Annotated in this window: 22 protein-coding genes; 4 read left to right on the plus strand and 18 right to left on the minus strand. The window is 74.8% G+C overall.

Annotated elements, in window-relative coordinates:
- Positions 1 to 64 precede the first annotated feature (64 nt).
- The 9 genes from purL to JUB12_RS13765 all read right to left on the minus strand — a co-directional run bounded on the left by purL (position 65) and on the right by JUB12_RS13765 (position 10,531).
- Entirely contained in the window at positions 65 to 2,257 is a 2,193-nt protein-coding gene (purL, locus tag JUB12_RS13725) for a phosphoribosylformylglycinamidine synthase subunit PurL (protein ID WP_241004264.1), read from the minus strand.
- A complete protein-coding gene (purQ, locus tag JUB12_RS13730) occupies positions 2,254 to 2,913 on the minus strand; it encodes a phosphoribosylformylglycinamidine synthase subunit PurQ (RefSeq protein ID WP_205695986.1) in 660 nt (219 codons plus the stop codon). The genes purL and purQ overlap by 4 nt, the downstream gene beginning before the upstream one ends.
- On the minus strand, positions 2,913 to 3,131 hold the full coding sequence (gene purS, locus JUB12_RS13735) for a phosphoribosylformylglycinamidine synthase subunit PurS (protein ID WP_205695987.1): 219 nt from the start codon (positions 3,129 to 3,131) through the stop codon (positions 2,913 to 2,915). Before purS ends, purQ begins: the two co-directional genes overlap by 1 nt.
- On the minus strand, positions 3,128 to 4,009 hold the full coding sequence (locus tag JUB12_RS13740; RefSeq protein ID WP_241004265.1) for a phosphoribosylaminoimidazolesuccinocarboxamide synthase: 882 nt from the start codon (positions 4,007 to 4,009) through the stop codon (positions 3,128 to 3,130). Before JUB12_RS13740 ends, purS begins: the two co-directional genes overlap by 4 nt.
- A gap of 68 nt (positions 4,010 to 4,077) precedes the next feature.
- Entirely contained in the window at positions 4,078 to 5,409 is a 1,332-nt protein-coding gene (locus JUB12_RS13745; RefSeq protein ID WP_205695988.1) for a hypothetical protein, read from the minus strand.
- A gap of 62 nt (positions 5,410 to 5,471) precedes the next feature.
- Positions 5,472 to 7,100: a GMC family oxidoreductase gene (locus tag JUB12_RS13750; RefSeq protein ID WP_205695989.1), complete on the minus strand. Its 1,629-nt coding sequence runs from the start codon at positions 7,098 to 7,100 to the stop codon at positions 5,472 to 5,474.
- Between the two features lie 49 nt (positions 7,101 to 7,149).
- Positions 7,150 to 8,520: a hypothetical protein gene (locus JUB12_RS13755; protein WP_205695990.1), complete on the minus strand. Its 1,371-nt coding sequence runs from the start codon at positions 8,518 to 8,520 to the stop codon at positions 7,150 to 7,152.
- A 116-nt stretch (positions 8,521 to 8,636) separates the two neighbouring features.
- Positions 8,637 to 9,923, minus strand: a complete 1,287-nt coding sequence (purB, locus tag JUB12_RS13760; RefSeq protein WP_205695991.1) for an adenylosuccinate lyase — start codon at positions 9,921 to 9,923, stop codon at positions 8,637 to 8,639.
- 23 nt (positions 9,924 to 9,946) lie between these two features.
- Positions 9,947 to 10,531 carry an alpha/beta fold hydrolase gene (locus JUB12_RS13765; protein WP_205695992.1) on the minus strand — a complete coding sequence of 195 codons (585 nt, stop codon included), beginning with the start codon at positions 10,529 to 10,531 and terminating at the stop codon, positions 9,947 to 9,949.
- A 128-nt stretch (positions 10,532 to 10,659) separates the two neighbouring features.
- Between JUB12_RS13765 and JUB12_RS13770 the strand changes: the two genes are divergently transcribed.
- Positions 10,660 to 13,842, plus strand: coding sequence for an Ig-like domain-containing protein (locus tag JUB12_RS13770; protein ID WP_205695993.1), 3,183 nt, complete (start codon positions 10,660 to 10,662; stop codon positions 13,840 to 13,842).
- Positions 13,843 to 13,860: 18 nt separating this feature from the next.
- Here the strand turns inward: JUB12_RS13770 and JUB12_RS13775 are convergent, their stop codons facing one another.
- The 5 genes from JUB12_RS13775 to clpB all read right to left on the minus strand — a co-directional run bounded on the left by JUB12_RS13775 (position 13,861) and on the right by clpB (position 19,303).
- Complete coding sequence (locus tag JUB12_RS13775) at positions 13,861 to 14,631, minus strand: hypothetical protein (RefSeq protein ID WP_205695994.1); 771 nt, start codon at positions 14,629 to 14,631, stop codon at positions 13,861 to 13,863.
- 5 nt (positions 14,632 to 14,636) lie between these two features.
- Positions 14,637 to 15,113 carry a 5-(carboxyamino)imidazole ribonucleotide mutase gene (purE, locus tag JUB12_RS13780; protein WP_241004266.1) on the minus strand — a complete coding sequence of 159 codons (477 nt, stop codon included), beginning with the start codon at positions 15,111 to 15,113 and terminating at the stop codon, positions 14,637 to 14,639.
- Positions 15,110 to 16,372, minus strand: coding sequence for a phosphoribosylamine--glycine ligase (purD, locus tag JUB12_RS13785; protein WP_205695995.1), 1,263 nt, complete (start codon positions 16,370 to 16,372; stop codon positions 15,110 to 15,112). Before purD ends, purE begins: the two co-directional genes overlap by 4 nt.
- Before the next feature lie 81 nt (positions 16,373 to 16,453).
- On the minus strand, positions 16,454 to 16,735 hold the full coding sequence (locus tag JUB12_RS13790) for a GYD domain-containing protein (RefSeq protein WP_205695996.1): 282 nt from the start codon (positions 16,733 to 16,735) through the stop codon (positions 16,454 to 16,456).
- Positions 16,736 to 16,756: 21 nt separating this feature from the next.
- Complete coding sequence (gene clpB, locus JUB12_RS13795; protein ID WP_205695997.1) at positions 16,757 to 19,303, minus strand: ATP-dependent chaperone ClpB; 2,547 nt, start codon at positions 19,301 to 19,303, stop codon at positions 16,757 to 16,759.
- Between the two features lie 84 nt (positions 19,304 to 19,387).
- Here clpB and JUB12_RS13800 point away from each other — a divergent pair, with 84 nt between their 5' ends.
- The 3 genes from JUB12_RS13800 to JUB12_RS13810 are packed head-to-tail and all read left to right on the plus strand — an operon-like array spanning position 19,388 to position 22,014.
- The gene (locus JUB12_RS13800) at positions 19,388 to 19,690 is read left to right on the plus strand and encodes a hypothetical protein (protein ID WP_205695998.1); all 303 of its coding nucleotides are present in this window, start codon (positions 19,388 to 19,390) and stop codon (positions 19,688 to 19,690) included.
- A 7-nt stretch (positions 19,691 to 19,697) separates the two neighbouring features.
- Positions 19,698 to 20,003 (plus strand): hypothetical protein, encoded by a 306-nt coding sequence (locus JUB12_RS13805; RefSeq protein ID WP_205695999.1) that lies wholly within the window; start codon positions 19,698 to 19,700, stop codon positions 20,001 to 20,003.
- Positions 20,004 to 20,028: 25 nt separating this feature from the next.
- Entirely contained in the window at positions 20,029 to 22,014 is a 1,986-nt protein-coding gene (locus JUB12_RS13810; protein WP_205696000.1) for a SpoIIE family protein phosphatase, read from the plus strand.
- Here JUB12_RS13810 and JUB12_RS13815 read toward each other — a convergent pair.
- The 4 genes from JUB12_RS13815 to dnaK are packed head-to-tail and all read right to left on the minus strand — an operon-like array spanning position 22,011 to position 26,087.
- Complete coding sequence (locus tag JUB12_RS13815; protein ID WP_241004267.1) at positions 22,011 to 22,487, minus strand: heat shock protein transcriptional repressor HspR; 477 nt, start codon at positions 22,485 to 22,487, stop codon at positions 22,011 to 22,013. The genes JUB12_RS13810 and JUB12_RS13815 overlap by 4 nt on opposite strands.
- Positions 22,484 to 23,605, minus strand: a complete 1,122-nt coding sequence (gene dnaJ, locus JUB12_RS13820) for a molecular chaperone DnaJ (protein ID WP_205696001.1) — start codon at positions 23,603 to 23,605, stop codon at positions 22,484 to 22,486. Before dnaJ ends, JUB12_RS13815 begins: the two co-directional genes overlap by 4 nt.
- Complete coding sequence (locus JUB12_RS13825; RefSeq protein WP_205696002.1) at positions 23,602 to 24,171, minus strand: nucleotide exchange factor GrpE; 570 nt, start codon at positions 24,169 to 24,171, stop codon at positions 23,602 to 23,604. Before JUB12_RS13825 ends, dnaJ begins: the two co-directional genes overlap by 4 nt.
- Entirely contained in the window at positions 24,171 to 26,087 is a 1,917-nt protein-coding gene (gene dnaK / locus JUB12_RS13830; RefSeq protein WP_205696003.1) for a molecular chaperone DnaK, read from the minus strand. The genes JUB12_RS13825 and dnaK overlap by 1 nt, the downstream gene beginning before the upstream one ends.
- Between the last annotated feature and the right edge of the window lie 312 nt (positions 26,088 to 26,399).

Genomic DNA, 26,399 nt, shown 5'->3' on the forward strand with positions numbered 1-26,399 from the left:
GCGGCGGCAGTCAGGAAGGTAGCACCGTGCCCGGCGGCACTTCGGGCGCGAACGGCCGCCCGGACTACGGGAAGAGCGGGGCCAGGGCGCCCCACGCCTCGCGCAGCTCCTCCAGCGACCAGCGGACCTCGCCGCTCAGCGCGAGCTCGTCGCCGCCCACCGTCCCGAACACGTCGAGCGGGATCCGCTGCGCCAGGCGCTCGAGCGCCGCACGCGGGCCCGAGACGATGAAGCCGCACGGGTCCTCGCCGAAGAGCAGCTCGTCGGACGGCGCGGTCCATGCCGCGTCGAGCCTGGCGCCGCGGCCGCCCTGGAGGCAGGCCTCGGCGACGGCGACGAGGAAGCCGCCCTCGGCGACGTCGTGGCACGAGGTCAGCTCGCCGGCGCGCACCGCCTCGCGGATCGCGGCGAGCACGTCCACGCAGTGGGCGATGTCGACCTCCGGCAGCCCGTCGGGCAGCGCCTGGCCGCGCAGCTTGGCGAGCTCGCTGGCCGCCAGCGACGGCGTGCGGTTCCAGCCCGCCAGGCCCCAGGCGTCGCCGTCGCGTGCGAAGCCGGCGCGCCCGGCCCGCTCGGCGTCGGGCAGCTCGCCGACCATGCCGACGACGGGCGTCGGGTAGATCGGACCGTCGGTGCCCTCGTTGTAGAGCGAGACGTTGCCACCGACGATCGGCGCCTCGAGCGCGCGGCAGGCGTCGCCCAGCCCGCGCACCGCCTCGGTGAGCTGCCACGCGATGTGCGGCTTCTCGGGGTTGCCGAAGTTCAGGTTGTTCGTCGTGCCGAGCGGCTCGGCGCCGACGCAGGCGAGGTTGGCCGCGCACTCGAGCGCCGCCCAGACCGTGCCCGTGTACGGGTCGGCCGCGACCTTGCGCGCGTTGCAGTCGATCGACGCGGCGATGGCCCGGCCGTTGGGCAGCACGAGCACCGCGGCGTCGCTGTCCTCGGGCCGGCGCGCGGTGCGCGACTGCACGAGCCAGTCGTACTGCTCGAAGAGGGGACGCCGGGAGGCCAGGTTGGGTGAGCGCAGCAGCGCGAGGAGCGTCTCGCGGACGCCCGCGTCGTCGGCGAGCACCCGGTCGGGCGCGGGGTAGATCGGGGCCGACGGCCGCTCGGGCGCCAGGTCGTAGAGCGGGCAGTCGTCGACGAGTGCGCGGACCGGCATGTCGCCCACGACCTCGCCGTCGCGCAGCACGCGCATCCGGCCGGTGTCGGTGACCTCACCGACCGCCACGCCGTGGACCTCCCACTTCGCGGTGACCTCGAGGACCTCGTCCACGCGGTCGGGCGTGCAGACGCAGAGCATCCGCTCCTGGGACTCGGAGACCATGACCTCGAAGGGCTCCATGTCGGCCTCGCGCAGCGGCACGCGGTCGACGTGGATGTCCATCCCGGTCTCGCCCTTGGAGGCCATCTCGGAGGCCGACGACGTGAGGCCGGCGGCGCCGAGGTCCTGCAGCGCGACGAGCAGGCCGCGCTCGAGCAGCTCGAGCGAGCACTCGAGCAGCTTCTTCTCCTCGAACGGGTCGCCGACCTGGACGGTCGGGCGCTTGTCGGCGTCGTCCTCGCCGAGCTCGGCGGAGGCCAGCACCGACGCGCCGCCGATGCCGTCGCGGCCGGTCGACGCGCCGAAGAGCACGACGACGTTGCCCACGCCGGTCGACGCGCTGCGCGTCATCCGGTCGCGCTGGGCCAGGCCGATCGCCATGGCGTTGACGAGGCAGTTCGTCTCGTACGGCCCCTCGAAGTAGACCTCGCCGCCGACCGTCGGGACGCCGATCGAGTTGCCGTAGTGGCCGATGCCGGCGACGGCGCGGTCGAGCAGGTAGCGGGACCGCGGCGAGTCGGGCTCGCCGAAGCGCAGCGCGTCGAGCACCGCGATCGGCCGGGCGCCGAGGGCGAAGATGTCGCGCAGGATCCCGCCGACGCCCGTCGCGGCGCCCTGGAAGGGCTCGACCGCGCTGGGGTGGTTGTGGGACTCGACCTTGAAGGCGACGGTCCAGCCGTCGCCGACGTCGACGGCGCCCGCGTTCTCCCCCGGGCCCATGACGACGCGCGGTCCCTCGGTGGGCAGCGTGCGCAGGAGCTTCTTGGAGTGCTTGTAGGCGCAGTGCTCGCTCCACAGCAGCGAGAACATCGCCAGCTCGACCTGGTTGGGCTCGCGCCCGAGCTGCGCGCAGACCTGCGCGTACTCGTCGCGCGTGAGCCCGAGGGCGACCGCGTCCTCGACGGTGGGCAGCGTGCCCTGCGCGCCGCTCACGCCGCCGCGGCGGGCGCGACGGCCGCCGCCATGCCCGCGAAGAGCTTGAGCCCGTCCTCGGAGCCGCCGGTCAGCAGGTCGACCGCGTGCTCGGGGTGGGGCATGAGGCCCAGGACGTTGCGCTGCTCGTTGCACACCCCGGCCACGTCGTCCTGCGAGCCGTTGGGGTTGTGGCCGTCGACGTAGCGCAGGACGACCTGGTCCTCCGGGACCTCGCCGGTGAAGCGCCCGCTCATGTGCTTGGACGGGATCGACAGCCGGTCGCCCACCTGGCACTGCGAGGTGAAGGGCGTGTCCGTGCGCTGCACCTGGAGCTCGACCTGGCGGCAGATGAAGCGCAGCGACGTGTTGGGCAGCAGCGCGCCCGGCAGCAGACCGGCCTCGCACAGCACCTGGAAGCCGTTGCAGATGCCGAGCACCGGCAGGCCCTCGCGCGCGGCGGCGACGACCGACTCCATGACGGGCGCGAAGCGGGCGATGGCGCCGGCGCGCAGGTAGTCGCCGTAGGAGAAGCCGCCGGGGACGACGACGCCGTCGACGCCGTGGAGGTCCGGGTCGGCGTGCCAGAGCGCGACGGACTCGGCGACCTTGTCGACCGCCATGCGGGCGTCGACGTCGTCGCAGGTCCCCGGGAACGTGATGACGCCGATCCGCATCAGGCCAGGACCTCGTAGTCCTCGACGAGCGGGTTGGCCAGCAGCTCGCGGCACAGGCGGTCCAGCTGCGAGGGGTCCTCGCAGTCGAGCTCGACCAGCCGGCCGACGTGGACGTTGGAGACGCCGCTGAAGCCCAGGGCGGGCAGCGCCCGCTCGACGGCCTTGCCCTGCGGGTCCAGGATGCCGGCCTTGGGCCGGATCAGGACGCGAGCCCTCACGGCGCGGTCCTGCTCAGCCACGCGTCGAAGGACTCGCCCGTGACGAGCTCGTAGGCCTCGACGTAGCGCGCCCGGGTGCCGTCGACGATGTCGGCGGGGATCTCCGGCGCCGGCGGGGTCTTGTCCCAGCCCGTCGACGAGGCCCAGTCGCGCACGTACTGCTTGTCGAACGACGGCTGGCCGCGGCCGGTCTCGAAGCCCTCGGCCGGCCAGTAGCGCGACGAGTCGGGCGTCAGGACCTCGTCGCCGAGGGTGAGCTGGCCGTCGGCGTCCAGGCCGAACTCGAACTTCGTGTCGGCGAGGATCACGCCGCGCTCGGCCGCGTGGTCGGCGGCGAAGCGGTACAGCGCGATGGAGACGTCGCGCAGGCGCTCCATGAGCTCGCGGTCGCCCACGATCTCGGCGGCCGCGTCGAAGTCGACGGTCTCGTCGTGGCCCTCCTCCGCCTTCGTGGAGGGCGTGAAGATCGGGGTCGGCAGCTTCTCGCTCTCACGCAGGCCGGGCGGGAGCTCGATGCCCGAGACCTTGCCGGTCGCCTGGTAGTCCTTCCAGCCGCTGCCGGTGATGTGCCCGCGGACGATGCACTCGACCGGGAGCATCTTGAGCTTCTTGACCGCCAGCGCGCGGCCACGGACCTCGTCGGGCACCCCGTCGGTGGCCGACAGGTGGTGGTTGGCGACGATGTGGCCGGTCTTGGCGAACCAGAACGCGGAGATCCCGGTCAGGACCTTGCCCTTGTCCGGGATCGTGTTCGGGTGCACGACGTCGTAGGTCGAGATCCGGTCGGAGGCGACCATGAGGATCCGGTCGCCCAGGTCGTACATCTCGCGGACCTTGCCGCGGGCGAGGAGCGGCAGGTCCAGAGTGGCGGCAGACACACCTCCAAGCTAGCGAACGCGGCGGCGCATCCGGCCGCCGCGTCCGCCTGCGGAGGGTGTCCGCGCGGTCAGCCCCGGCGGCTGAAGCGGATGCTCAGCGCGCCGGCCTGGTCGCGCGCGACGTAGAGGACGTCCGGCACGCCCGCCGCGCCGGGCTCGAAGGCCGCCGCGGGGACCTGGTCCGCGGCGTCCGCGGCGACCTCCTCGACGCCCGAGAACTGCGCCTGGCCCGGGGCCAGGACGGCCGCGCGCAGCGGCGAGGTGGCGGCGCCGAAGCGGGCGCCCTCGACGAACGGCACGACGGCGGCGCCGTCGGCGCGGACGGCCAGCCGGCCGCCGATGCCGTCCTCGGTGAGGGTCTGCGGCGCGGCGAAGCGCCCGTCGGCGCCCTGGACGGCGGCCCGGACGGCGGTGCGGGCGTCGTTGCCGGCGAACGGGCCGTTGAGGGTGTAGGAGACGACGGCCCGCCCACGGGCGTCGGCGCCGAGCGACAGCGGGCCGACGGCCTGCTCGATGCCCGCGGGACCGCGGTCGAGCTCCTGCGGGTCGCGGAAGGCCTGGCCGCCCGCCGGCACGACCGCCGCGTGGACCTGCGTCGGCTGGTTCTGCTCGATGCCGACGTCGCGCGTCGCCCAGGCGACGGTGACGCGGCCACCGCCGACGACCGCCTGGACGTCGGACGAGCCGAGCGACGGCCCGAGGTCCTGCAGGCCGCGCACGGTGTCGCCGGTCCCGGCGAGGCGACCCTCGACGCGGCGGCTGCCGCGCGCGTTGCGGTTGTAGGCGACGACCACGCGGCCGCTCGCGCCCACGGCGACCGCGACGGAGCGCATGAGGCCGCTGCCCCGGATGACGCGCGGCGTGGAGAAGCGGGTGGACGACGGGCGGCGGACGCTGAGCAGCGTCCGGGTGCCGTCGCCGTGGCGCTCGACGTAGGCGACCGCGGCGTGGCCGTTGGGCGCGACGGCGGCGTCGACGTCGACGAGGCCGCGGACGTCGTCGAGGCGGCGGGCGTCCCCGAGCTTGCCGGTGGTGTCGCCGAAGGAGAAGCCGAGGCGCGTGACGTCGCGGCCGAGCGCGCTGCGGCGGATCGTCAGCGTGCGGAAGGTGCCGTAGGGCAGCGGGCCGACGGCGATCGAGCGCACGGCGCGCACACCCTGGGGCGCCTGGCCGGCGCGGACGGAGAAGACGTCGACCGCGTCGCCGGCGGTGAACGACGAGTCCCACGTCGCGATGCCGGTCTCGCCGGTGCCGAAGCGCAGGACGGGGTCGTTGACCTGGTTGCCGACGGAGTTCGCGGACGCGGAGGGCGACCACGGCGGCGCGGCGTGGGCGGCGGCCGGGAGGCCCAGCAGGGCGGCGCCGGCGGCCGCGAGGGAGAGGAGCTTCGCGGGGTGCATCGACCGTGTGAACGTCCCCGGCGCGCGGAGGTCACGCGCCGGGGACGTCCGGCCGCCTGCGGCTAGCCCGCCAGCGCGGCGGGCGCCGCCGCGGCGACCTGCGCGGGCTGCGCGGCGCCCGCGCCGCGGATGAGGTCGGCCGCGCGCTCGGCCAGCGCGATGACGGGCGCGTTCGTGTTGCCGCGGGGGGTGTCCGGGAGCACCGACGCGTCGACGACCCGCAGGCCCTCCACCCCGCGCACGCGCAGCTGCGCGTCGACGACCGCCGTCGGGTCGCTGCCCATCCGGCAGGTGCCGACCGGGTGGTAGATCGTCTGCAGCGTCTGGCGGACGTGGGCCTCGACGTCCGCGTGGTCGCGGCTGGCCGGCGCGAGGTGCGGCTGGGGCGAGAGCTCGGCCAGCGGGCCCTGGGCGACGACGTCCAGCGCGAGCTGCACGCCCGCCACCTGCGCCGCGAGGTCCTCGGGGTCGGCGAGGTAGTTGTGGCAGATGGCCGGCTTGGCGGTCGGGTCGGGCGAGGTGACGGCCACGTAGCCGCGGCTGCGTGGCTTGAGCACGCAGGCGCTGAGCGTGAAGCCGTGCTCGGGCGGCGGCATCAGGCCCTCCTGCTCGAAGATCGCGGGGACGAAGTGCAGCTGGACGTCGGGGTCGCCGAGGCCCTCCTTCGTGCGCACGAAGCCGCCGGCCGGCGCCGGGTTCGTCGTGAGCACGCCGGTGCCGCCCATCCACGCCGCCAGCGCCTCGTCGGTGAGCGCGTCCTTCAGCGAGATCTCGCGGTCGATGGTGAAGGTCACGCCCGCCGTCGGGTGGTCGACGAGGCCGAGGCCCATGCCCGGGGACTCCGCGACGAGCGGGACCTGGAGCTGCTCGAGCTCGTCGGGGCGCCCGAGGCCCGAGAGCGTCAGCAGCTGCGGGGAGAGGTAGGCGCCGCAGGCGACGAGGACCTCGCGCTCGGCGTGGAAGACGAGCTCCTCGCCGAGGCGCAGGCCGGCGACGCCGACCGCGCGGGTCCCGTCGAACAGGACCTTCGCCGCGTGGACCCACGTCTCCACGACGAGGTTGGGGCGGTCCATGACCGGGTGCAGGTAGGCGACCGCGGTCGAGCAGCGCTTGCCGTCGCGGATCGTGGTCTGGTACCAGCCGACGCCGTCCTGCGTGCCGCCGTTGAAGTCGTCGTTGGCCGGCATCCCGGCGGCGGCGCACGCGTCGAGGAAGCGCTGGGAGAGCTCGCCGCGCTCCACGGGCTCGGAGACCGTCAGCGGGCCGCCGGCGCCGTGGACGTCGCTGGCGCCGCGCGCGTGGTCCTCCGCGCGCAGGAAGTAGGGCAGCACCTCGTCGTAGGACCAGCCCTCGCAGCCCTGCGCGGCCCAGCCGTCCCAGTCCGAGCGCGCGCCGCGGATGTAGATCATCGCGTTGATCGACGACGAGCCGCCGAGGACCTTGCCGCGCGGGAGGTAGACGCGGCGGCTGTTGAGCTCGGGCTCGTACGCGGTGCCCAGGTCCCAGTCGTCCTTCGTGCGGAAGAGCGCCGCCATCCCGGCAGGGATGTGGATGAAGTCGTTGGTGTCCGGCCCGCCGGCCTCGAGGAGCAGCACACGGCACGACGGGTCCTCGGACAGGCGGTTGGCGAGCACGCAGCCGGCGGAGCCCGCGCCGACGATGACGTAGTCGAAGACCTTGCTGGCGTCCATGGGAGGCGAGCCTCTTCCCCCCATGGACACCGTGTCAAGGTGGTGGGCGTCAGCGCCGGGCCGCGACCACCGCGTCCTCCGCCCCGTCCTGGGCGGCCCGGGTCGCGCCCACGAGCCACGTCGTCGCCGTTGGCAGCGCGGCGAAGGCGCTCGGGTACCACGTGAGCGCGTCGCCGAGGACCTCCTCGGCCGGCAGGAAGCCGGCGCCGGCGACCGGCCGCAGCGCGGCGAGGACGCCCGCGTCCTGGCCCTCGCCGGTGTGGCCGGACCAGACGAGGGCGGCGCGGCCGTCGGGGGCGACGGCGAGGTCGCGCAGGTCGCCGGCGGCGACGGTGGCCGGCTCGCCGAACGCGGCGCGCGTGTCCTGCGTGGCGACGCGCACGACGTTGCGGCCCTGGCTGTCCTGGCTGGTCCAGGCGGCGGTGGCGGCGCCGGTCTCGTCGGCCTCGACGCGCACCTCCTCGGCCGGCCGGGCGGCGCGCGCGGTGCGGTCGAGCTCCTTGGCCTCGGCGAAGCCCGTGGCGCTCTGGGGCAGGACCGCGCTCAGCACGCGCTGGCGCTCGTTGGCCTCCTCGCCCAGGTCCTGGGTGGCGTAGACGACGGTGGTCCGGCCGGTGGACGCGACGGCGACGTCGGCGTGCGCCATGCCGATCGAGCCGCCGACGGTGTCGACGCCGGCGCGCAGCCCGCCGCGGACCGTGCCCCGCCGGACCTCGACGTTGCGGGTGGTGCCGCGGCTCGGGCTGCCGGTGACCGTGCGCTGGTAGGCGATGGCGAAGCGTCCGTTGGGCGCGACGTCGACCGCGAGGCCGGTGATGCCGCCGGCGCTCCGCACGACGCGGGCGCGGCCGAGGCCGCCGCCGGCGCGCTTGAGGGCCAGCCACAGGCGCTCGGTCCCGGCGCCGGGCGCGGTCTCCACCCAGGCGAGGAGCGCGTCGCCGCGGGCGTTGGCGGTGAGGACCGGCGGGGCGGAGAGCCCGCCCGTGTGCAGCCAGCGCGGCGTGCCGACGGTCACGCCGGAGGCCGAGACGGACCCCAGCGACCAGCCGACCTTCGTGCGCGGGACGCTCGGGGTGCGCGCGGAGACGACCTGCGTGCGCGCGACCACGACGCGGCTGCCGGCGTAGCGGACCGGCGGCGCGTCGACCGAGGCGACGACGCGCTGGGGCCCGACGGCGCCGTCGGCGCCCAGCGGCGCCAGGACGCCCTGGCGCAGGAGCACCGAGCGGGTGAAGGACTCGCGGTCGTCGCGCGAGCCGAACAGGACGCCGGGGCCGCCGGTCCCGAAGCTCGCGTCGACGGACAGCAGCGACGGGGCGGCACCGAGCGCGCCGGCGGGCTGCCACGGCGGGGCGGCCTGGGCGGCCGGCGCGAGAGCCAGGAGGGCGAGGGGTGCGGCGAGGAGGGTCGTGCGGGGCATGCCCTCACAACGACGCCCGCGGTGGAAAGTGCCAGGCACATTCCGCGGTGGAAGGGCCAGGTGCTTTGCACCCGGTGGTGCAAGGTGCCAGGCACCTTGCATGCGCGCGCATGGACCTAGGTGAGCGCGTCGAGGCGGCCGACGACCTCGGCGGCGTAGCGGGTGTAGTGGCCGAGGTCGAAGATCTCGTCGAGGTCGAGGCCCAGCTCGTCGGCGCGGGGCTCGAGGAGCTGGCGCAGCGGGGTGCGGGTGTCCCAGGCGGTCTGGGTGAGCTCCTGGGCGATGCGGTAGGCGTCGTCGCGGACCATGGGGCGGGTGGGGCTCGAGATGAGGGCGAGCAGGAGGCGCTGGGAGAACAGCGCGCCGTAGGTGAGGTCGAGGTTCTCGCGCATGCGGTCGGCGTGGACGACCATGCCGCGCGCGACGCGGGTGCCGAGGCCGTGCATGTAGTCCAGGGCGATCGTCGCGTCCGGCAGGATCACCCGCTCGGCGCCCGAGTGCGAGATGTCGCGCTCGTGCCACAGCGCCACGTCCTCGACGGCCGCCTGGCTGTAGCCGCGCAGGACGCGGGCCAGGCCGGTGATGCGCTCGGTCGTGATCGGGTTGCGCTTGTGGGGCATCGCGCTCGAGCCCTTCTGCTGGCCCGAGCGGAACGGCTCCTCGACCTCGCGGACCTCCGTGCGCTGCAGGTGGCGGACCTCGGTGGCGAAGCGCTCGAGCCCGGCGCCCGCCAGCGCGATGGCCTGGAGGAGCTCGGCGTGGCGGTCGCGCGGGACGACCTGCGTCGAGACGTCCTCGCGCGCGAGGCCCAGCCGGGCCAGGACGCGGGCCTCGAAGTCCGGCGACGTCGCCGCGTAGGTGCCGACCGCGCCGCTGATCGCCCCCACCGCCACCTGCTCCACCGCGCGCTCCAGGCGGCGCAGGTTGCGATCGGCCTCGAACGCGAAGCCCGCGAGCTTCATGCCGAACGTCGTCGGCTCGGCGTGGATGCCGTGCGTGCGCCCGGTGCAGACGGTGTCGACGTGCGCGCGCGCCTGCTCGACCAGCGCGTCGCGGAACTCGCGCGCCCCCGCGACGACGAGCTCGCCCGCCTTGCGCAGCTGCAGCGCCAGGGCGGTGTCGAGGACGTCGCTCGAGGTCAGGCCGAAGTGGATCCAGCGCCCCGACGGCCCGGCGCTCGCGCTGAGCACGTCGACGAAGGCGGCGACGTCGTGGTCGGTGATCCGCTCGCGCTCCTGGACGGCCTCGACCGTGAACGTCGCGGCCCGGATCGCCTCGAGGTCCTCGGGGGTGGGGCCCTCCATCTCCTCGCAGGCGGCGACCTCGACCTGCCGCCAGGCCTCCATCTTCGCCTCGTCGGTCCAGAGCGCCCCGATCTCGGGGCGGGTGTAGCGCGCGATCACGCGCTGGACCCTAGAGCCGGGTCTCAGCTGAGCGCGTCGAGGACGTAGACCGCGAACGCGTCGGGGTCCGTCTCGAAGGCCCGTGCGCCGAGGCCCGTGAGCTCGAGCATCTCGGCGGTCGACATCTCGGCGGCGGTGACGTGCGCCGCGTCCTTGACGGCCTGCGGCGCGTGCGCGCCCACGAGCACCTGCACCATCGAGGTGACGTCGCCGAGCTCCTCGATGCCCTGCTCGGGGTCGCGCAGCTCCGGCGTCTCGAGCGTGGGCTCGAGCAGGACCGCACGCTCGACGAGGTCGGGCTCGCGGCGCAGCAGCTGCAGGACGACGAACGCGCCGTGGCCGTGGGCGACGACCCGCACGGGCGGCCCCGCGTCCCGAGCGACCGCCGCGAGGTCCTCGACCTCACGGGCCAGCGTGGCGTCGGCGCGCCGCTCGACGAGGTGCAGCGCGAAGCGGTCGGCCAGCGCCGGGGCGACGCCGCCCCACGCCTCCCGGGCCGTCCCGTCGCCGTGGACCGCGAGGAGCGGCGGGCCCTCGCCCAGCACCTCCACCGAGAGCGCGGTGCCGTCGGCCGATCGCACCTCGCGCACCACGCCGTCGCTGGCCATGGCGACGACCTCCCCGCCGGGTCGGCCGCCTCAAACGCCGCGCGGCGGACGTCGTCACGACCATGGTCGGACGCGAGGTGCGACACCTGCGCAAGAACGCGCGGTGACTGCCGACCACCGGAGGACCCATGCCCCGCCGCCTCCCCAGCTTCGCGACGCTCGCCGCCGCCCTCACGGCGCTCGCCTGCGCCGCCCCGCAGGCCGCCAGCGCCGCCTCAGTCGCCTGCAGCACCGCCGACCTCTCCGTGACGTCCCTGCAGAGCGCGGACTTCTACGTGGACGAAGGCGAGGACTACGTCGGCTCGTACGTCGGCTACGCCATCAAGAACGACGGCGCCGGGACCACGGACGACCTGTGGGTCCGCCTCGAGAACTTCACGGGCGGTGTCGTCAAGCCCGCGAGCGGCGCCGCCACGACCGCGCCGCGTCCCCTCGACGACCTCACCGCCGGCGCCACGACGCCGGCCTACGCGTACCTCAAGGCCCTGACGCCGACCACGACGCCCCAGGGCCATGACGTCGTCGTCTACGACGGGCGCCCGGGAGCGGGCGGCGTCGAGGTGTGCCGCGAGGCGAAGACCTTCAACCGCGTCGTCCACGTCATCGCCGCCAACCCGAACCGCGTGACCGGCGTCACCGTCACCCCCGCCACCGTGAGCCTCGGCGGCACGTTCGAGGTCAAGATCGCCGGCGAGACCGGCGAGATCGGCGCGGGCCCGGACGGCCAGGGCCTGTTCCGCTACTCGCCCGCCGTCGACGGCGACTGGCCCTCGAGCGCCTTCCGCCTCGTCGACGTCAAGCACCAGCTGCCGACGGGCAGCCTGAGCCCGCGCATGGACTGGCTCTCGCAGTCGGGCCTCGCGAGCCTGAGCTCGACGTACACAACGACCTACACCTTCCGCGTCGTCGGCCCGACCAGCGGCGCGACGACCGTCGTCCCCGTCTCCTACATCGCGTCGGGCGGCCAGATCAAGCACACGGGCGCCTTCCCGAACTCGATCCCGCCGATCCCGAAGGTCACCAGCAGCGCCCAGGTGACCGTCGCCTCCGTCGGCCAGGGCCCGTACACCAGCGGCGACCCGGTGACGCTGACCGCGACGGTCACGAACACCGGCGGCGGCCCGATCGACCTCGACGAGCTCACGATGCAGCTGCCGACCGGGTGGTCGCCCGTGCCTGGCTCCGCCGAGCGCGACGGCACGCCGCTGCCCGACCCGTTCGCCGACTCCGCGGGCCTGCACCTCACCGGCCCCCACACCGTCCCGGCCAACGGCTCGTCGACCTTCGAGGTCACCGCGACCGCCGGCGCCCCCGGGACCTCCGGGCAGTTCACGGCCGTGGGCACGCTCGCCGGCGGCCAGGTCGACGGCACGCTGGACCCTGAGGACGACACCCCCGCCTCCACCACGCTCATGGTGCTCGGCAACGGCCCGGCGCCCGTCGCCACCGCCGACAGCGACCTCGCCACGAGCGGCGTGGCCAAGGACGTCGACGTCCTGGCCAACGACGCAGACGTCGCCGGCGGGGTGCTGACGATCGCCTCCGGGCCGTCGCACGGCACGGCCTCGGTCGTCGCCGGCAAGGTCCGCTACACGCCGGCGGCCAACTACGTGGGCAGCGACCAGCTGACCTACCAGGTCCTCACCCCCAACGGCACGGCCACGGCCGTCCTGACGGTCACCGTCGCGGCCCCGCTGCCGCCCGCCCCGGCTCCGGCGAACAAGACGTCCGAGGACACGGCACCCGCGGTCCAGCAGGTGACGATCACGGTCCCCGCCGGTGGCAGCGCCGCGCTCATCGGCCCCGGCGGCCCGACCACCACCGTCACCGTCGCGAACGTCGGGCGCTACGACCTCGACGTCGCCGCGGGCACCATCACCTTCACTCCGGCCCCCGGCTACGCGGCCACCGCGCCGGCGCTGACCTACCGCGTCACCGACGCGCTCAACCGCAGCGGCGACGCGACGTACGTCGCCAAGGTCAACCCGCCCGCGCCGCCCGCCGTGAGCTCGAAGACGTCCACGGGCGTGGGGCCGGCCGTCCAGACCCAGACGCTCACCGCACCGGCCGGGACCACCCTCACGCTGCTCGACCAGCAGGGGAGCCCGTCGACGCTCGTCACCGTCCCCGGCGAGGGCACCTACGCGCTCGACGTCACCACGGGCCAGGTGAACTTCGTCCCGGCCGTGGGCTTCAAGGGCCAGGCGGGCGGCGTCACCTTCCGCGTGACCGACGCCTACGGCCAGGCGCGCACCGCGACCTACAAGCCCACGGTCGTCCTGCCCCCGGCGCCCAAGACCGAGGACAAGACCACCTCGGCCGGCGTCGACCAGCGCCAGCAGACCAAGCTCGAGGTCCCGGCCGGCTCCCACGTGCGCCTGCTCCAGGGCGACACCGAGGTGACCGAGCTCACCGTCGACGGTGAGGGCACCTACACGCTGGACCCGGACACCGCCGTGGTGACCTTCGTCCCCGCGCCCGGCTTCCGGGGCGCGCCGCGCGGCGTCACGTTCCGCGTCGTCGACGTCTACGGCCAGTCGGTCACCGCGACCTACCAGCCGCAGACCGTCGCGACGGCCGAGCCGCCCGCGACCGCCACGCCGCCGGCCGCCACGCCCGCCACCGCCAAGAAGCCGGCCCGCCGGCCCAAGGCGTCCGTCGCCCTGGCCGACCTGACGGTCGCGCGCGGTCCGCTGGACCGCCAGGTCCCCGCGGTCTGCCGGGTCACCGGCGCCCGCATGGTGCGCTGCACCGTGACCGTCACCGCCGACGTCGCCGGCCGGCGCGTCGTGGTCGGCCGCGGCGTGCGCACCGTGTCGGCGGCGGTCGTGCACCGCAAGGTCCGGGTGCGCGCCACGCTGTCGTCGCTGGGTCGCGCGCTCACCCGCCAGGTCGGCGGCGCGCGCCTGCAGGTCGTCGCGAAGGTCGCCACCGCCGGGGCCGGCGAGGTCGCGACGCGCCGTGACGCCCGCGTGGTGGCCCACACCGTCGCGCTGGTCCGCCCGGTGCTCTTCGACACCGACTCGGCCCGGCTGCGTGCCGGCGAGGTGCGCTACCTGCGCGGGCTGCGCGGCCGCCTGGGCGGCGTGCGCGCGCTGCGCTGCACCGGCTCCACCGACAGCCGCAGCACCGGCGAGCACAACGTCGCGCTCGGCCGCGCCCGCGCGCAGGCCGTGTGCCGCTTCCTCAACCGCGGCACCGGGCGGCGCGCCACCGCGGTCACGCGCGGCGAGGTGCGCCCGGTGGCGACGAACAGCACCGCCGAGGGCATGCAGCGCAACCGCCGGACCGTCATCCGGCTGACGTACTAGCCCGCTGGCCCGGGTGGATCAGCCGCGGCGCTCGCGGCTGATCCGCTCGGCCAGCCACGCCACGCGCTCGGCGTCGCGCCGGCCCGTGACGACGACGACCTCGCGGTCGCCGAGCAGGTCCACGGCGCGCGCCTGGCGCGACCACCCGCGCCGGCGCAGCTCGGCCCGCAGCAGCCGGGCGGCGTTGCGCGCCGACAGCCGGAAGGCGCCTCCGAGCCGGCCGCGGGCCGACCAGCGCCCGTTGCCCTCGTCGACGAGGTCCATGGCGCCCATCCACGTCCGCGCGCGCTGCTGGGTGCCGCCGCCACGGCAGACCGCCGCGGCCTGCCACGGCGCGAGGCAGGCGGTCGCCGCGCGCGACCGCACGCGGAAGCGGTCGAAGCGCTGGGCCAGCGCCCGCGGGCCCACGGCCAGCCGCGGCACGATGCGGCGCGCCAGCGAGCGGCGCAGCGACTCCACCCGGGACAGCAGCGTGCGGCTGCCGGGGGCGACGCGCACGCCGCGGTCGCGCAGGCCCTCCTCGACCCAGGCGACCGGCGCGATCTCGCCCACCGCCTGCGCGCGCGCCTCGACGATCGCGTCGGCGACCGCGTCGGGGCCCTGCGTCTGCAGGTCGGCGAGCTGCGGCTGCAGGATCGCCTGGGCCCGGCGCTCGAGCTCGGTGCGCGACACCGTGGTGTCGCCGACCGTGACCGGCGTGTCCGCCGTGGGCTCGACCGCGACGGCGGGCGCCGCCGTGGCGCCCACCGCGAGGGCGGTGATGCAGGCCAGACGGACGGCGCCGCGCACGGGGCTCAGCCTCCCGAGCGGATGATGCGCAGGGCGAGGTGCCCCGCGTTCTTGGCGTTGTCCAGGCCCACGCAGGCCACCGGCACGCCGGGCGGCATCTGCGCGACCGACAGGATCGCGTCGAGCCCGCCCGCCGCGCTGAGGCGCGAGGAGAGCGGGACGCCGATGACCGGGAGGTCGGTGTGGGCGGCAGAGACGCCCGGCAGGGCGGCGCTGAGGCCGGCGCCCGCGATGATCACCCGCAGCCCGCGCATCCGCGCGTTCTTGCAGTAGTCGGCGACGGTCTCGGGGTCGCGGTGGGCGGACATGACGCGGGTCTCCGAGAGGACGCCCGCGTCCTCGAGGACCTTCGCGGCCCCGCTCATGGTGTCCATGTCGGACTGCGAGCCCATGATGATCCCGACGAGCGGGGCCTCGGTCTCGGCGTTGCCCAGCGCCTCGAGCTCGGGCTCGGTGCTGGCGGTCTGCTGCTGCTCGGTCACGTGCTGGTGCGCTCCACGGCCCGCAGCGCGATGTCTCGTCGCAGCTGCCGGCCCTCGAAGGTGATGCGGTCGGCGGCAGCATAGGCAGCCTCCCGCGCGTGCAACGGGTCCTCCCCGATCGCCGTCACGTTCAACACGCGCCCGCCGTTGGTGACGATGGCGCCGTCGCGCTCCGCGGTGCCCGCGTGGGTGACCTCGACGCCCTCCCCGACCGCGTCGAGCCCGTCGATGACGTCGCCCTTGGAGGACGACTGCGGGTAGCCCGCCGACGCCAGCACGAGCGTCACGGCGCTCCCTGGGGCGACGTCGACCTGCGCGCCCTGCAGCCCGCCGGTGCGCGTCGCGCGCAGCAGGAGGTCGAGGAGGTCCGAGCGCAGCAGCGGCAGGACCGCCTGGGTCTCGGGGTCGCCGAAGCGGACGTTGAACTCGAGGACCTGGACGCCGTCGGCCGTGAGCATCAAGCCCGCGTAGAGCACGCCGTGGAACGGGGTGCCGCGACGCTTGAGCGCGTCGACGACGGGCTGGTGGACCTGCTCGCACAGCGCGTGCGGGTCGGGCGCGCCCGGCACCGGCGCGTAGGCGCCCATGCCGCCGGTGTTCGGCCCGGTGTCGCCGTCGCCGATGCGCTTGTAGTCCTGCGCGGGCACGAGCGGGACCGCGCGCTCGCCGTCGCACAGGGCGAACAGCGAGAGCTCCTCGCCGTCGAGGAACTCCTCGACGAGCACGTCGCCGTCGCCGAAGGCCCGGTCCTCCAGCATCTCGCGCAGCGCCTGCGTCGCGGTCGCCTCGTCGGGGGCGACGACGACGCCCTTGCCCGCGGCGAGGCCGTCGAACTTCACGACGGTCGGGTAGCGCCCGCCGATCGCGTCGAGCCCGTCGGCCACCGAGTGCACGACGCGGTGGGCGGCCGTCGGGACGCCCGCCTCCTCCATCACCGCCTTGGCGAACGCCTTGGAGCCCTCGAGCTGCGCGACGTTGAGCCGCGGCCCGAAGGCGGCGAGCCCGTGCAGGCGCAGCGCGTCGACCAGGCCGAGGACGAGCGGCGCCTCGGGCCCGACGACGACGAGGTCGACGGTCTCCGCGAGGGCGGCCTTGACGAGGCCGTCGACGTCGTCGGCGGGGACGTCGAGGCAGCGGGCGTCCTGCGCGATCCCGGGGTTGCCGGGCGCGCAGAGGACCTCCGGGGCCTGCGGCGAGCGGTTGAGGGCGCGGACGATCGCGTGCTCGCGGCCGCCCGCCCCCACGACCAGCACCTTCATGCGCTGCGGGGAGACCGCGTCGCGTCCGTCCTCACGCCGACGCTCAAGAGGTGCCGGAGACCGCGTCGGCGTTCGTCCACGTCACAGCGACGCGATGAAGTCGTCGATCGGGATCGCCGACAGCGTCTCGTAGCGCCCCGTCCCGCGGCTGCCCAGCTCCAGCGAGACGCGGGCCATGACGCCCTCGTCGGGGGCCTCGACGATGTTCACGAAGTCGTAGCGGCCCAGCACCGACCACTGCGCCTTGACGGTCGCCCCGAGCTGCTCGATCTCCTGGTTGACCTCACGGATGCGCGCAGGGTTGTTCTTCACGGTCTGCACGCCCTCGGGCGTCAGCGTCGTGAGCATGATGTACGTGGGCATGGCGCCGTTCTACCCGATCGGCTAGGCGGCCGCAGCCGCGGCGGCCGCCTGCGCGGGCTCGAGGACGACCTCGCCGTCGCGCGCGTCGGCCCGCACGGCGTCGCCCTCGCGGAAGCGCCCGTCGAGCAGCGCGAGCGCCAGCGGGTCCACCAGGTGGCGCTGGATCACGCGCTTGAGCGGCCGCGCGCCGTAGGTCGGGTCGTAGCCCAGCTCGCCCAGCAGCTCCCTCGCCGCGGGCGTGACCTCGACCTCGACCCCGCGCTCGCGCGCCCGGGCCAGGACCCGCTCGAGCTGCAGGCCGACGATCGAGCCGAGGTGCTCGCGGTCCAGCGGGTGGAACTCGACGATGTCGTCGAGGCGGTTGATGAACTCCGGGCGGAAGTGCGCCTCGGCGCCGACCCGGCCCCCCGGGATGTTGGACGTCATCACCAGCACGACGTTCTTGAAGTCCACCGTGCGGCCCTGGCCGTCGGTGAGCCGGCCGTCGTCGAGGACCTGGAGCAGGAGGTTGAACACGTCCGGGTGGGCCTTCTCGACCTCGTCGAGCAGGACGACCGCGTAGGGCCGCCGGCGCACCGCCTCGGTGAGCTGACCGCCCTCGTCGTAGCCGACGTAGCCGGGGGGCGCCCCGACGAGCCGGGCCACGGCGTGCTTCTCCATGTACTCCGACATGTCGATGCGGACCATCGCGTCGGACTTGTCGAACATCAGCTCGGCCAGCGCGCGGGCCAGCTCGGTCTTGCCCACGCCCGTCGGGCCCAGGAAGAGGAACGAGCCGATCGGCCGGTCGGGGTCGGCGAGGCCCGAGCGCGAGCGGCGCAGGGCGTTGGACACCGCCGCGACCGCCTCGTCCTGGCCCACGACGCGCTCGTGCAGGCGCGCCTCCATGTGGACGAGCTTCTCGACCTCACCCTCGAGCAGCCGTGCCACCGGCACGCCGGTCCACCGCGCGACGACCTCGGCGACGTCCTCGGCGCCGACCTCCTCCTGGAGGAAGCCCCGATCGCCGTCGGTGCGCTCCTGCGCGGCCTGCAGCTCGGCCTCGAGCTGCGGGATCTCGCCGTAGCGCAGCTCGGCCGCGCGCTGGAGGTCGCCCTCGCGCTGGGCCACGTCGACCTCGTGGCGCGCCTGCTCGAGGCGCTCCTTGAGCGCCGCGACCGCCTCGATGGCCTCCTTCTCGGCCTGCCAGCGCGCGGTCATCGCCGCGGACTCCTCGCGCAGCTCGGCGACCTCGCGCTCGATGGCGGCGCGGCGGGCGACGGAGGCGTCGTCGGTCTCCTTGGCCAGCGACGTGAGCTCGATCTCGAGCTGCATGACGCGGCGGTCGAGCTCGTCGATCTCCGTGGGCTTCGAGTCGATCTCGATGCGCAGGCGCGACGCGGCCTCGTCGACGAGGTCGATGGCCTTGTCGGGCAGGAAGCGGTCGGCGATGTAGCGGTGCGACAGCGTCGCCGCGGCGATGATCGCCGGGTCGGTGATGCGCACCTTGTGGTGCTGCTCGTAGCGGTCCTTGAGGCCGCGGAGGATCGCGATGGCGTCCTCGACGGAGGGCTCGTCGACCATGACGGGCTGGAAGCGGCGCTCCAGCGCGGCGTCCTTCTCGACGTGCTTGCGGTACTCGTCGAGCGTCGTGGCGCCGACGGCGCGCAGCTCGCCGCGGGCCAGCATCGGCTTGAGGAGGTTCGCGGCGTCGACCGCGCCCTCGGCGGCGCCCGCGCCGACGATGGTGTGCAGCTCGTCCATGAACAGGACGACCTGGCCGCCGGCGTCCTTGACCTCCTGCAGGACCGCCTTGAGGCGCTCCTCGAACTCGCCGCGGTACTTCGAGCCGGCGAGCATCGCGCCGATGTCCAGCGAGACGACGCGGCGGTCGCGCAGCGACTCGGGGACGTCGCCGTCGACGATGCGCTGGGCCAGGCCCTCGGCGATCGCCGTCTTGCCGACGCCGGGCTCGCCGATGAGCACGGGGTTGTTCTTCGTGCGGCGCGAGAGGACCTGGACGACGCGGCGGATCTCGTCGTCGCGGCCGATGACGGGGTCGAGCTCGCCCAGCTCGGCGCGCTCGGTCAGGTCGACGCCGAAGCGCGCGAGCGCCTGGACCTTGTCCTCGGGCGACTGGTCGGTCACCCGGTGCGACCCGCGCACGGCCTGCACGGCCTCGAGCACGCGCTCCTTGGTCAGGCCGGCGGCGCGCAGCGCCTCGCCGGCGCCCGAGCCGTGGGCGCTGAGGGACAGCAGGAGGTGCTCGGCCGAGACGTACTCGTCGCGCAGCTGGCGCATCTCGTGCTCGGCGGCGCGGAGGACCTGGAGCAGCTCCGGGGCGGTCGCGGGCTCCTGGACCTCGGCGAGCGTGGGCAGCGCGTCGAGCGCGGCGTCGACGTCGGCACGCAGGGTGGCCACGGGCACCCCGACCTTGCGCAGGACGGACGGGACGAGCGAGTCCTCCTGCTCGAGCAGGGCGGCGAGGAGGTGCTCGGGCTGGGTCTGCGCGTGGCGGCGCGCGTGTGCCAGGTCGATGGCGCGGCGCAGCGCCTCGGCGGTCTTGGTGGTGAAGCGATCAGGGCTCATGGGCAGAAATCTCAGTGGGACTGACTCAAGTCTAGCGCGGAGGCGGGGCGCGTCAAGGCGCCTGGCGGGGGGTAGTGGCCGACCATGGCCGAGAAGCCCGAGGACTTCGCCCGCAACGACCCGGTGTACGGGTCGCAGACCGAGACCGAGGTCGGCGGCGAGAACGCCCCGCCGCCCGACGAGCCCACGCACCAGGGTGGCCCGGCCGACGAGGGCAAGGACGAGCCGCTGGGCCCGTTCACGCCCGACGACGAGCGGCCCGCCGGCGACACGCCGGAGGCCCACGACGAGATCTCCCCGCACGACCTGCCGCCCGACCACCCCGGGCGCCTCGAGGCCGAGCGCCTCGCCGGTGGTGTGGACGGGACGACGAAGGGGAACGTGTGAGGCCCACATGACGGAGCACCAGCAGGAGGACATGGAGCGCGAGGACCCGGTCTACGGGTCGGGCTCCCAGACCGAGGTGGGCGGCGAGAACGCCCCGCCGCCCGACGAGCCCACGCACGAGGGCGGCCCGTCCGACGAGGGTCGCAAGGAGCCGCTGGGTCCGGTGACGCCCGACGAGGAGCGCCCGCTCGGCGACACGCGCGAGGCGCACGACGAGATCTCCCCGCACGACCTCCCCAAGGGCCACCCGGGCCGTGCCGAGGCCGAGCGCGAGGCCGGCGGGCCCGACGGCACGACGCGCGGCAACCAGTAGCGACAGACGGCGGTAGGGTCGCGGCGTGGCAGGCGCCTCCCGCGGCACCACCGCCCCGGCACGAGCGCTGGGCTTCCTCTTCTCCGGAGGCTCGGCGCTCGGCCTCCTCACCCTGGCGCTCGACCGCCACGACGAGACGCCGGTCGCCGGCTCGGCGGCCCTCGCCGTCGCGGCGTTCCTCAGCGGCCTCGTCATGCTGCTGCGGCCGCGGCTGGCCGCGACGCGGCTGCGCGTCGACGCGCTGTGCGCCGCCGGGACGCTCTTCATCGCCCTGGCCTGCGTCATCGCCGGCCCGTCGCCCTACGCGGTGATGTTCGTGTGGACCGGCGTGTTCGCCGCGGCGTACCTGCCGCGGACGGCGTGGCTGCACATCGGCCTCATCGCGGTCCTGCTGCCGGCCGTCCACGTCGCCGCCGACCACCAGGCCGAGCACGGGGTGGCCCGGTCGCTGATCGTCCTCGGCGTCATCGTCATGGCCTCGCTCGTCGTGGGCCGGCTGCTGGACCGCCTCGAGGAGCAGGGCCGCGCCGTCGGGCTGCGCGCCACGACGCTGGCCCGCAGCGAGGACCGGCTGCGGGCGATGCTCGAGTCCTCCCAGGACGGCTTCGTCGCGGTCGACGACAGCACGACCATCATCGACTGCAACGCGACGCTCGCCCGGATGCTGGGTGCGGAGCAGCGCGAGGAGCTGCTCGGCCAGCCCTGGGTGCGCTTCCTCGCCGAGGAGGAGCGCGCGACCGTGGAGGAGCGCCGCCAGCGGGCGCTGGTGGCCGGCGCCGAGCCCGAGCCCTACCAGCTGCACCTGCGCCGCGTCGACGGCAGCACGGTGCGCACGCTGCTGCACGCCAGCGTCCTCGACGTCGGCGGGGAGCGGCTCGTCGCGGCGTTCGTGCGCGACCTCACGCTCGTGGACGTCGTCGCGCGCGAGCACCGCATCGCCGAGACGCTCCAGCGCTCGCTGCTGCCCCAGCGCCTGCCCGACCTGCCCGGCGTCCACCTCGCGGCGCGCTACGTGCCGGCCGCCGCCGAGGCCGACGTCGGCGGCGACTGGTTCGACGCGCTGGAGCTGCCCGGCGGCCGGCTCGCGCTGGCGATGGGCGACGTGGCGGGCAAGGGCCTGGCCGCCGCGGCGTCGGTCGGGCGGCTGCGCAGCGCGCTGCGCGCCTACGTCCTCGAGCACGAGGACCCCGCCATCGCGCTGGACCGCCTCGAGCGTGCCGTCGAGCTGGAGGGCGAGGCGCTCGAGCTCACCACGGTCGCGCTGGCCGTCGTCGACGTGGAGCGCCGCGACGTGCGCTGGGCCAGCGCCGGGCACCCGCCCCCGCTGCTGCTCGAGGGCGGCGAGGGGCGCTTCCTCGAGGGCGGCACCGGCGCACCGATCGGCGCCGGGACGTCGCGGCGGCGGCGATCGGCCTCCGCGCCGCTGGGGCCCGACGCGACGCTCGTCCTCTACACCGACGGCCTGGTCGAGCGCCGCCAGGCGCCGATCCAGGAGGGGCTCGAGCGCCTGCGCGACACCGCCCGCCGGCTGGCCGGCGAGGGTCCCGAGGCGGTGCTCGACGGCGCGCTGCAGGCCGCGGAGGTCATGCGGGGCGGCGCCGACGACGTCGCGCTGCTCGCCGCCCGCGTCCAGCCGCTGGGCGACCGCCTCGAGCTCGCGCTGCCCACCCGACCCGACGAGCTCGCGCGGATGCGCGCCGCGCTGCGCCGGTGGCTGGCCGAGCAGGAGCGCACCGACGCCGACCTGCTGCTGGCCGTCGCCGAGGCGGCGACGAACGCCGTCGAGCACAGCCGCGGCGACGAGGCCGCCGAGTTCCAGGTCACGGCGTGGCGCGAGGACCTCGAGCTCGTCGTGGAGGTCCGCTCGCCCGGCCGGTGGCGCGAGCGCGAGGAGGGCCGCGTCGACCGCGGCCGCGGTCTGGCGATGATGGAGCGCCTGGTCGACGAGCTCGACGTGCGCCGTGAGCCGGAGGCGACGACGGTCCGGCTCGTGCGACGGATCGCCGGCTAGGCCGAGCGGTCGCGGTCGTCGTCGCGCTCGACCTTGATGGTCGTGCGCAGCGGCTTGACGTCGCGCGCGCGGACGACCTCGGCACCGGGCTGCTCGTAGCGGACGATGTCGGCCTTGACCTCGTCGCGGCGGACCTCGAGGCCGGCGATCTCCTCCTGCAGCTGCGCGGCGCGGCGCTCGAGCTGCTCGACGCGGCGCTGGGCGCGCTCGAGCTGGGACTCGAGCTCGAGGACGCGCTCGACGCCCGCGAGGTTGAGCCCCCACTCGGTGGTCATCTGCTGGATGCGCCGCAGCCGCTCGACGTCGCGCTGGGAGTACAGGCGCGTGCCCTTGGGCGAGCGCTTGGGCTCGATGAGCCCGCGCGCCTCGTACATGCGCAGCGTCTGCGGGTGCATCTCGGCGAGCTCGGCCGCCACGGAGATCATGAAGACCCCCTGGTCGGCGCTGATGGTGACTCGGGTGCGGCGCTTCACGTGAACAGACCCTCCCGCGGGTTGCCGGTGAGCGTCTGCGAGAGCTTGTCCACCGCCTCGGACTGCTCGTCGGACAGCGAGCCGGGGACGTCGATGACGAAGCGGTAGTGGATGTCGCCGCGGCCGGCCCGCGGGCCGCCGCCGAGCTTGGGCGGGCCCTCGCCGCGCAGGCGCTGGACGGTGCCGTGGCGGGTGCCGGGCGGGACGCGCAGCTTCTTGCGGCCGTTGAGCGTCGGGACCTCGACGTCCGCGCCGCGGATGGCCTCGGGGATCGTGAGCGGCACCTCGACCTCGAGGTGGTCGCCCTTGCGCTCGAAGACCGGCGACTCGGCCACGCGCGTGACGACGAAGAGGTCGCCCGGCGGCCCGCCGTTGCGGCCCGGCTCGCCCTTGCCGGCCAGGCGCACGCGGCTGCCGTCCTTCACGCCGGCGGGGATGTTGACCCGGTAGCGCTTGGTCTTGCGCACGTGGCCCGAGCCCGCGCAGGTCGGGCAGGGGTCCTCGATGATCGTGCCCGAGCCCTTGCAGCGCCCGCACGGCTGGGAGATCGAGAACAGGCCCTGGCCCTGGGACTCGACGCCGCGGCCCTGGCAGCGGGGGCAGACCTTGGGGCTCGTGCCGGGCTTGGCGCCGGTGCCGTGGCAGGTGCCGCACAGCGCCTGGCTGTCCACGCTCAGCGGGACCTGCGTGCCCTCCATCGCCTGCTCGAAGGAGATGGAGACCGACGCCTCGAGGTCGGCGCCGCGCTCGGCGCGCGGGGTGCGCGCACCGGCGCCGCCGCCCGCGCGGCCGGTGGCCTGGCCGAAGAGGTTGGAGAGGATGTCGCCGAAGCCGCCGACGTCCGGGCCGCCGCCGGCGCCGCCGAAGCCGCCGGGGAAGCCCTGGCCGCCGACGCCGCCCGGGCCGAACAGCCCGCCGCGGTCGAACTTCTTGCGCTTCTCCGCGTCGCCGACGAGGTCGTAGGCGGCCTGGACCTCCTTGAAGCGCTCCTCGGCGGAGGCGTCGCCCGGGTTGCGGTCCGGGTGGTAGGTCCGCGCGAGCTTGCGGTAGGCGCGCTTGATGTCCTCCTGCGAGGCCTTCTTGTCGACGCCCAGGACCTCGTAGGGGTTCTTGGTCACGCCGCGACGACCACCTTGGCGGCCCGCAGCACCTCGTCCTTGTAGCGGTAGCCGGGCTGGTAGACGGTGACGATCGTGCCGGTGGCCACGCCCTCGACGGGCTGCTGGGCCATGGCCTCGTGGTGGTGGGGGTCGAACGGCTCGCCCTCGGGCGAGTAGGGCTCGATCCCGATGCGGGCCATGGCGCCGAGCAGCTCCTGCTGCACGAGGCGCACGCCCTTGGTCATCTCGTGGTCGCCCGAGCCCTCCTGCTGCTCGGCCGCGGCGATCGCGCGGTCGAGGTTGTCCAGGGCGGGCAGGAGCTCGCGGGCCAGGCGCGCGACGCCCTTGGCCTGCGCCAGCTCGACGTCGCGCCGCGCGCGCTTGCGGACGTTCTCGGTCTCCGCGGCGGCGCGGAGGTAGAGGTCCCTGAAGTCGGGCTCGGCCTCGGCGGGCGCCCCGGCCCCGGCCGCCGGCCCGTCGCCCGAGGGCTCCGGGTCGGGGGCCTCGACGGGGGCGGCCGGGTCGGCCGCCTCCGCCACGGGCACCTGCTCCTCGCCGCCGGTCTCCTGCGGCTCCTCGCTCACTAGCGGCCCTCGTCCACGACCTCGGCGTCGACGACGTCCTCGGTGTCGTCGGCCGCGTCGGCGGCGCCGTCGGCCGCACCGGTCGGCGCGCCGTTGGCGGCCGCCTGCTGCTCCTGGGCGCGCTGGTACATCGCCTCGGAGACCTTGTGGAAGGCCTGCTGCAGCGCCTCGGTCTTCGCCGTGATCTCCGCCGCGTCCTCGGAGCCCAGGGCGTCGCGCAGCTCCTTGATGCGCGACTCGACGTCCGCCTTGGCGGCGTCGTCCATCTGCTCCTCGAGGTCCTTGACCTGGCGCTCGGCCTGGTAGGCGGCGTTCTCACCGTTGTTGCGGGCCTCGGCGAGCTCGCGGGCCTTGCGGTCCTCCTCGGCGTGGCTCTCGGCGTCGGTGACCATGCGCTTGATCTCGTCGTCGCTCAGGCCGCCGCCGGCGCGGATCTCGATCTTCTGCTCCTTGCCGGTGCCGAGGTCCTTGGCCGACACGTTGAGGATGCCGTTGGCGTCGATGTCGAACGCGACCTCGATCTGCGGCACGCCGCGCGGCGCCGGCGGGATCCCGGTGAGCTGGAACTTGCCCAGCGACTTGTTGTAGGTCGCCATCTCGCGCTCGCCCTGCAGCACGTGGATCTCCACCGACGGCTGGTTGTCCTCGGCGGTCGAGAAGACCTCGGACTTGCGCGTCGGGATCGTCGTGTTGCGCTCGATGAGCTTCGTCATCACGCCGCCCTTGGTCTCGATGCCGAGGGTGAGCGGGGTGACGTCCAGCAGCAGGACGTCCTTGACGTCGCCGGCCAGGACGCCCGCCTGGATGGCGGCGCCGACGGCGACGACCTCGTCCGGGTTGACCCCGCGGTGGGGCTCCTTGCCCGTGAGGTCCTTGACCTTCTCCTGCACGGCCGGCATGCGGGTCATGCCGCCGACGAGGACGACGTGCTCGACCTGGTCGACGCCCTTGGACTTCGCGTCGTCGAGCGCCTGGCGGACCGGCGCGACCACGCGGTCGAGCAGGTCGGCGGTGAGCTCGTTGAACTTCGAACGGGCCAGGCGGACGTCGAGGTGCTTGGGACCCGAGGCGTCGGCCGTGATGAACGGCAGGTTGATCTGGGTCTCCTGCGCGGAGCTCAGCTCGATCTTCGCCTTCTCGGCGGCCTCGTAGAGGCGCTGGAGGGCCATCGGGTCCTGCGTCAGGTCGATGCCCTGGTCGCGCTTGAACTCGGCGGCGAGCCAGTCGACGATCGCCTTGTCCCAGTTGTCGCCGCCGAGGTGGTTGTCACCGGCGGTCGACTTGACCTCGAAGACGCCGTCGCCGATCTCGAGGACCGACACGTCGAACGTGCCGCCGCCGAGGTCGAAGACGAGGATCGTCTGGTCGGACTCCTTGTCCAGGCCGTAGGCGAGCGACGCGGCGGTCGGCTCGTTGATGATGCGCTTGACGTCGAGGCCGGCGATGCGCCCCGCGTCCTTGGTGGCCTGGCGCTGGTCGTCGTTGAAGTACGCCGGGACGGTGATGACCGCGCTGTCGACCGTGTCGCCGAGGTAGGCCTCCGCGTCGGCCTTGAGCTTCGCGAGGATCATCGCGCTGATCTCCGGCGGCGAGTGCTCCTTGCCGCCGGCCGAGACGCGGGCGTCGCCGTTGGGGCCGGAGACGACCTTGTACGGCACCATCGACTCCTCCTCGCGCACCTCGGCCTCCTTGCGGCCCATGAAGCGCTTGATGGAGAAGACGGTGTTCTGCGGGTTGGTGACCGCCTGGCGCTTGGCGACGGTGCCGACGAGGCGCTCACCGGACGTCGCGAAGGCGACGACCGACGGGGTCGTGCGCCCGCCCTCCGCGTTCTCGATGACGGTCGGCTCGCCGCCCTCCAGGACGGCCATGCACGAGTTCGTCGTGCCGAGGTCGATGCCGATGGTCTTGCCCATGGGGTGCTGGGGTCTCCTTCAGGGATGCCGTGGGGCCAAATCTGAGTGAGAGTGTAGAAGATCTTGGGCGGAGGGTGGAGTGCGGGGGTGCGGGAGCCTCAGTCGGGCTTCTGGGGCTGAGGGGTGCAGTCGTGGTGGAGCCGCTCGGGGCGCTTGAGGAACCCGGGGCGCTCGCCGTTGGGCACTGAGGAGGGAACCGCCCGCGGTCGCGTCCTCCGTGAGCGGTCTTGCGGGTTCGGCCCGCGTGAGTGGGGACTTGCGCTCGGCATGCGAGCGCAAGTCCCCACTCACCGGCGGTCTGGCACGCCGGCA

The organism is Conexibacter sp. SYSU D00693 (assembly GCF_017084525.1).
Classification (GTDB): Bacteria; Actinomycetota; Thermoleophilia; order Solirubrobacterales; family Solirubrobacteraceae; genus Baekduia.

Coding starts and splice junctions, on each gene's coding strand:
- JUB12_RS13800 (WP_205695998.1), top strand. CDS start 19,388: ATGGCCGAGAAGCCCGAGGACTTCGCCCGCAACGACCCGGTGTACGGG.
- clpB (WP_205695997.1), bottom strand. CDS start 19,303: ATGAGCCCTGATCGCTTCACCACCAAGACCGCCGAGGCGCTGCGCCGC.
- JUB12_RS13750 (WP_205695989.1), bottom strand. CDS start 7,100: ATGGACGCCAGCAAGGTCTTCGACTACGTCATCGTCGGCGCGGGCTCC.
- purD (WP_205695995.1), bottom strand. CDS start 16,372: ATGAAGGTGCTGGTCGTGGGGGCGGGCGGCCGCGAGCACGCGATCGTC.
- dnaK (WP_205696003.1), bottom strand. CDS start 26,087: ATGGGCAAGACCATCGGCATCGACCTCGGCACGACGAACTCGTGCATG.
- JUB12_RS13790 (WP_205695996.1), bottom strand. CDS start 16,735: ATGCCCACGTACATCATGCTCACGACGCTGACGCCCGAGGGCGTGCAG.
- JUB12_RS13745 (WP_205695988.1), bottom strand. CDS start 5,409: ATGCACCCCGCGAAGCTCCTCTCCCTCGCGGCCGCCGGCGCCGCCCTG.
- JUB12_RS13755 (WP_205695990.1), bottom strand. CDS start 8,520: ATGCCCCGCACGACCCTCCTCGCCGCACCCCTCGCCCTCCTGGCTCTC.
- JUB12_RS13805 (WP_205695999.1), top strand. CDS start 19,698: ATGACGGAGCACCAGCAGGAGGACATGGAGCGCGAGGACCCGGTCTAC.
- JUB12_RS13770 (WP_205695993.1), top strand. CDS start 10,660: ATGCCCCGCCGCCTCCCCAGCTTCGCGACGCTCGCCGCCGCCCTCACG.
- purQ (WP_205695986.1), bottom strand. CDS start 2,913: ATGCGGATCGGCGTCATCACGTTCCCGGGGACCTGCGACGACGTCGAC.
- JUB12_RS13765 (WP_205695992.1), bottom strand. CDS start 10,531: ATGGCCAGCGACGGCGTGGTGCGCGAGGTGCGATCGGCCGACGGCACC.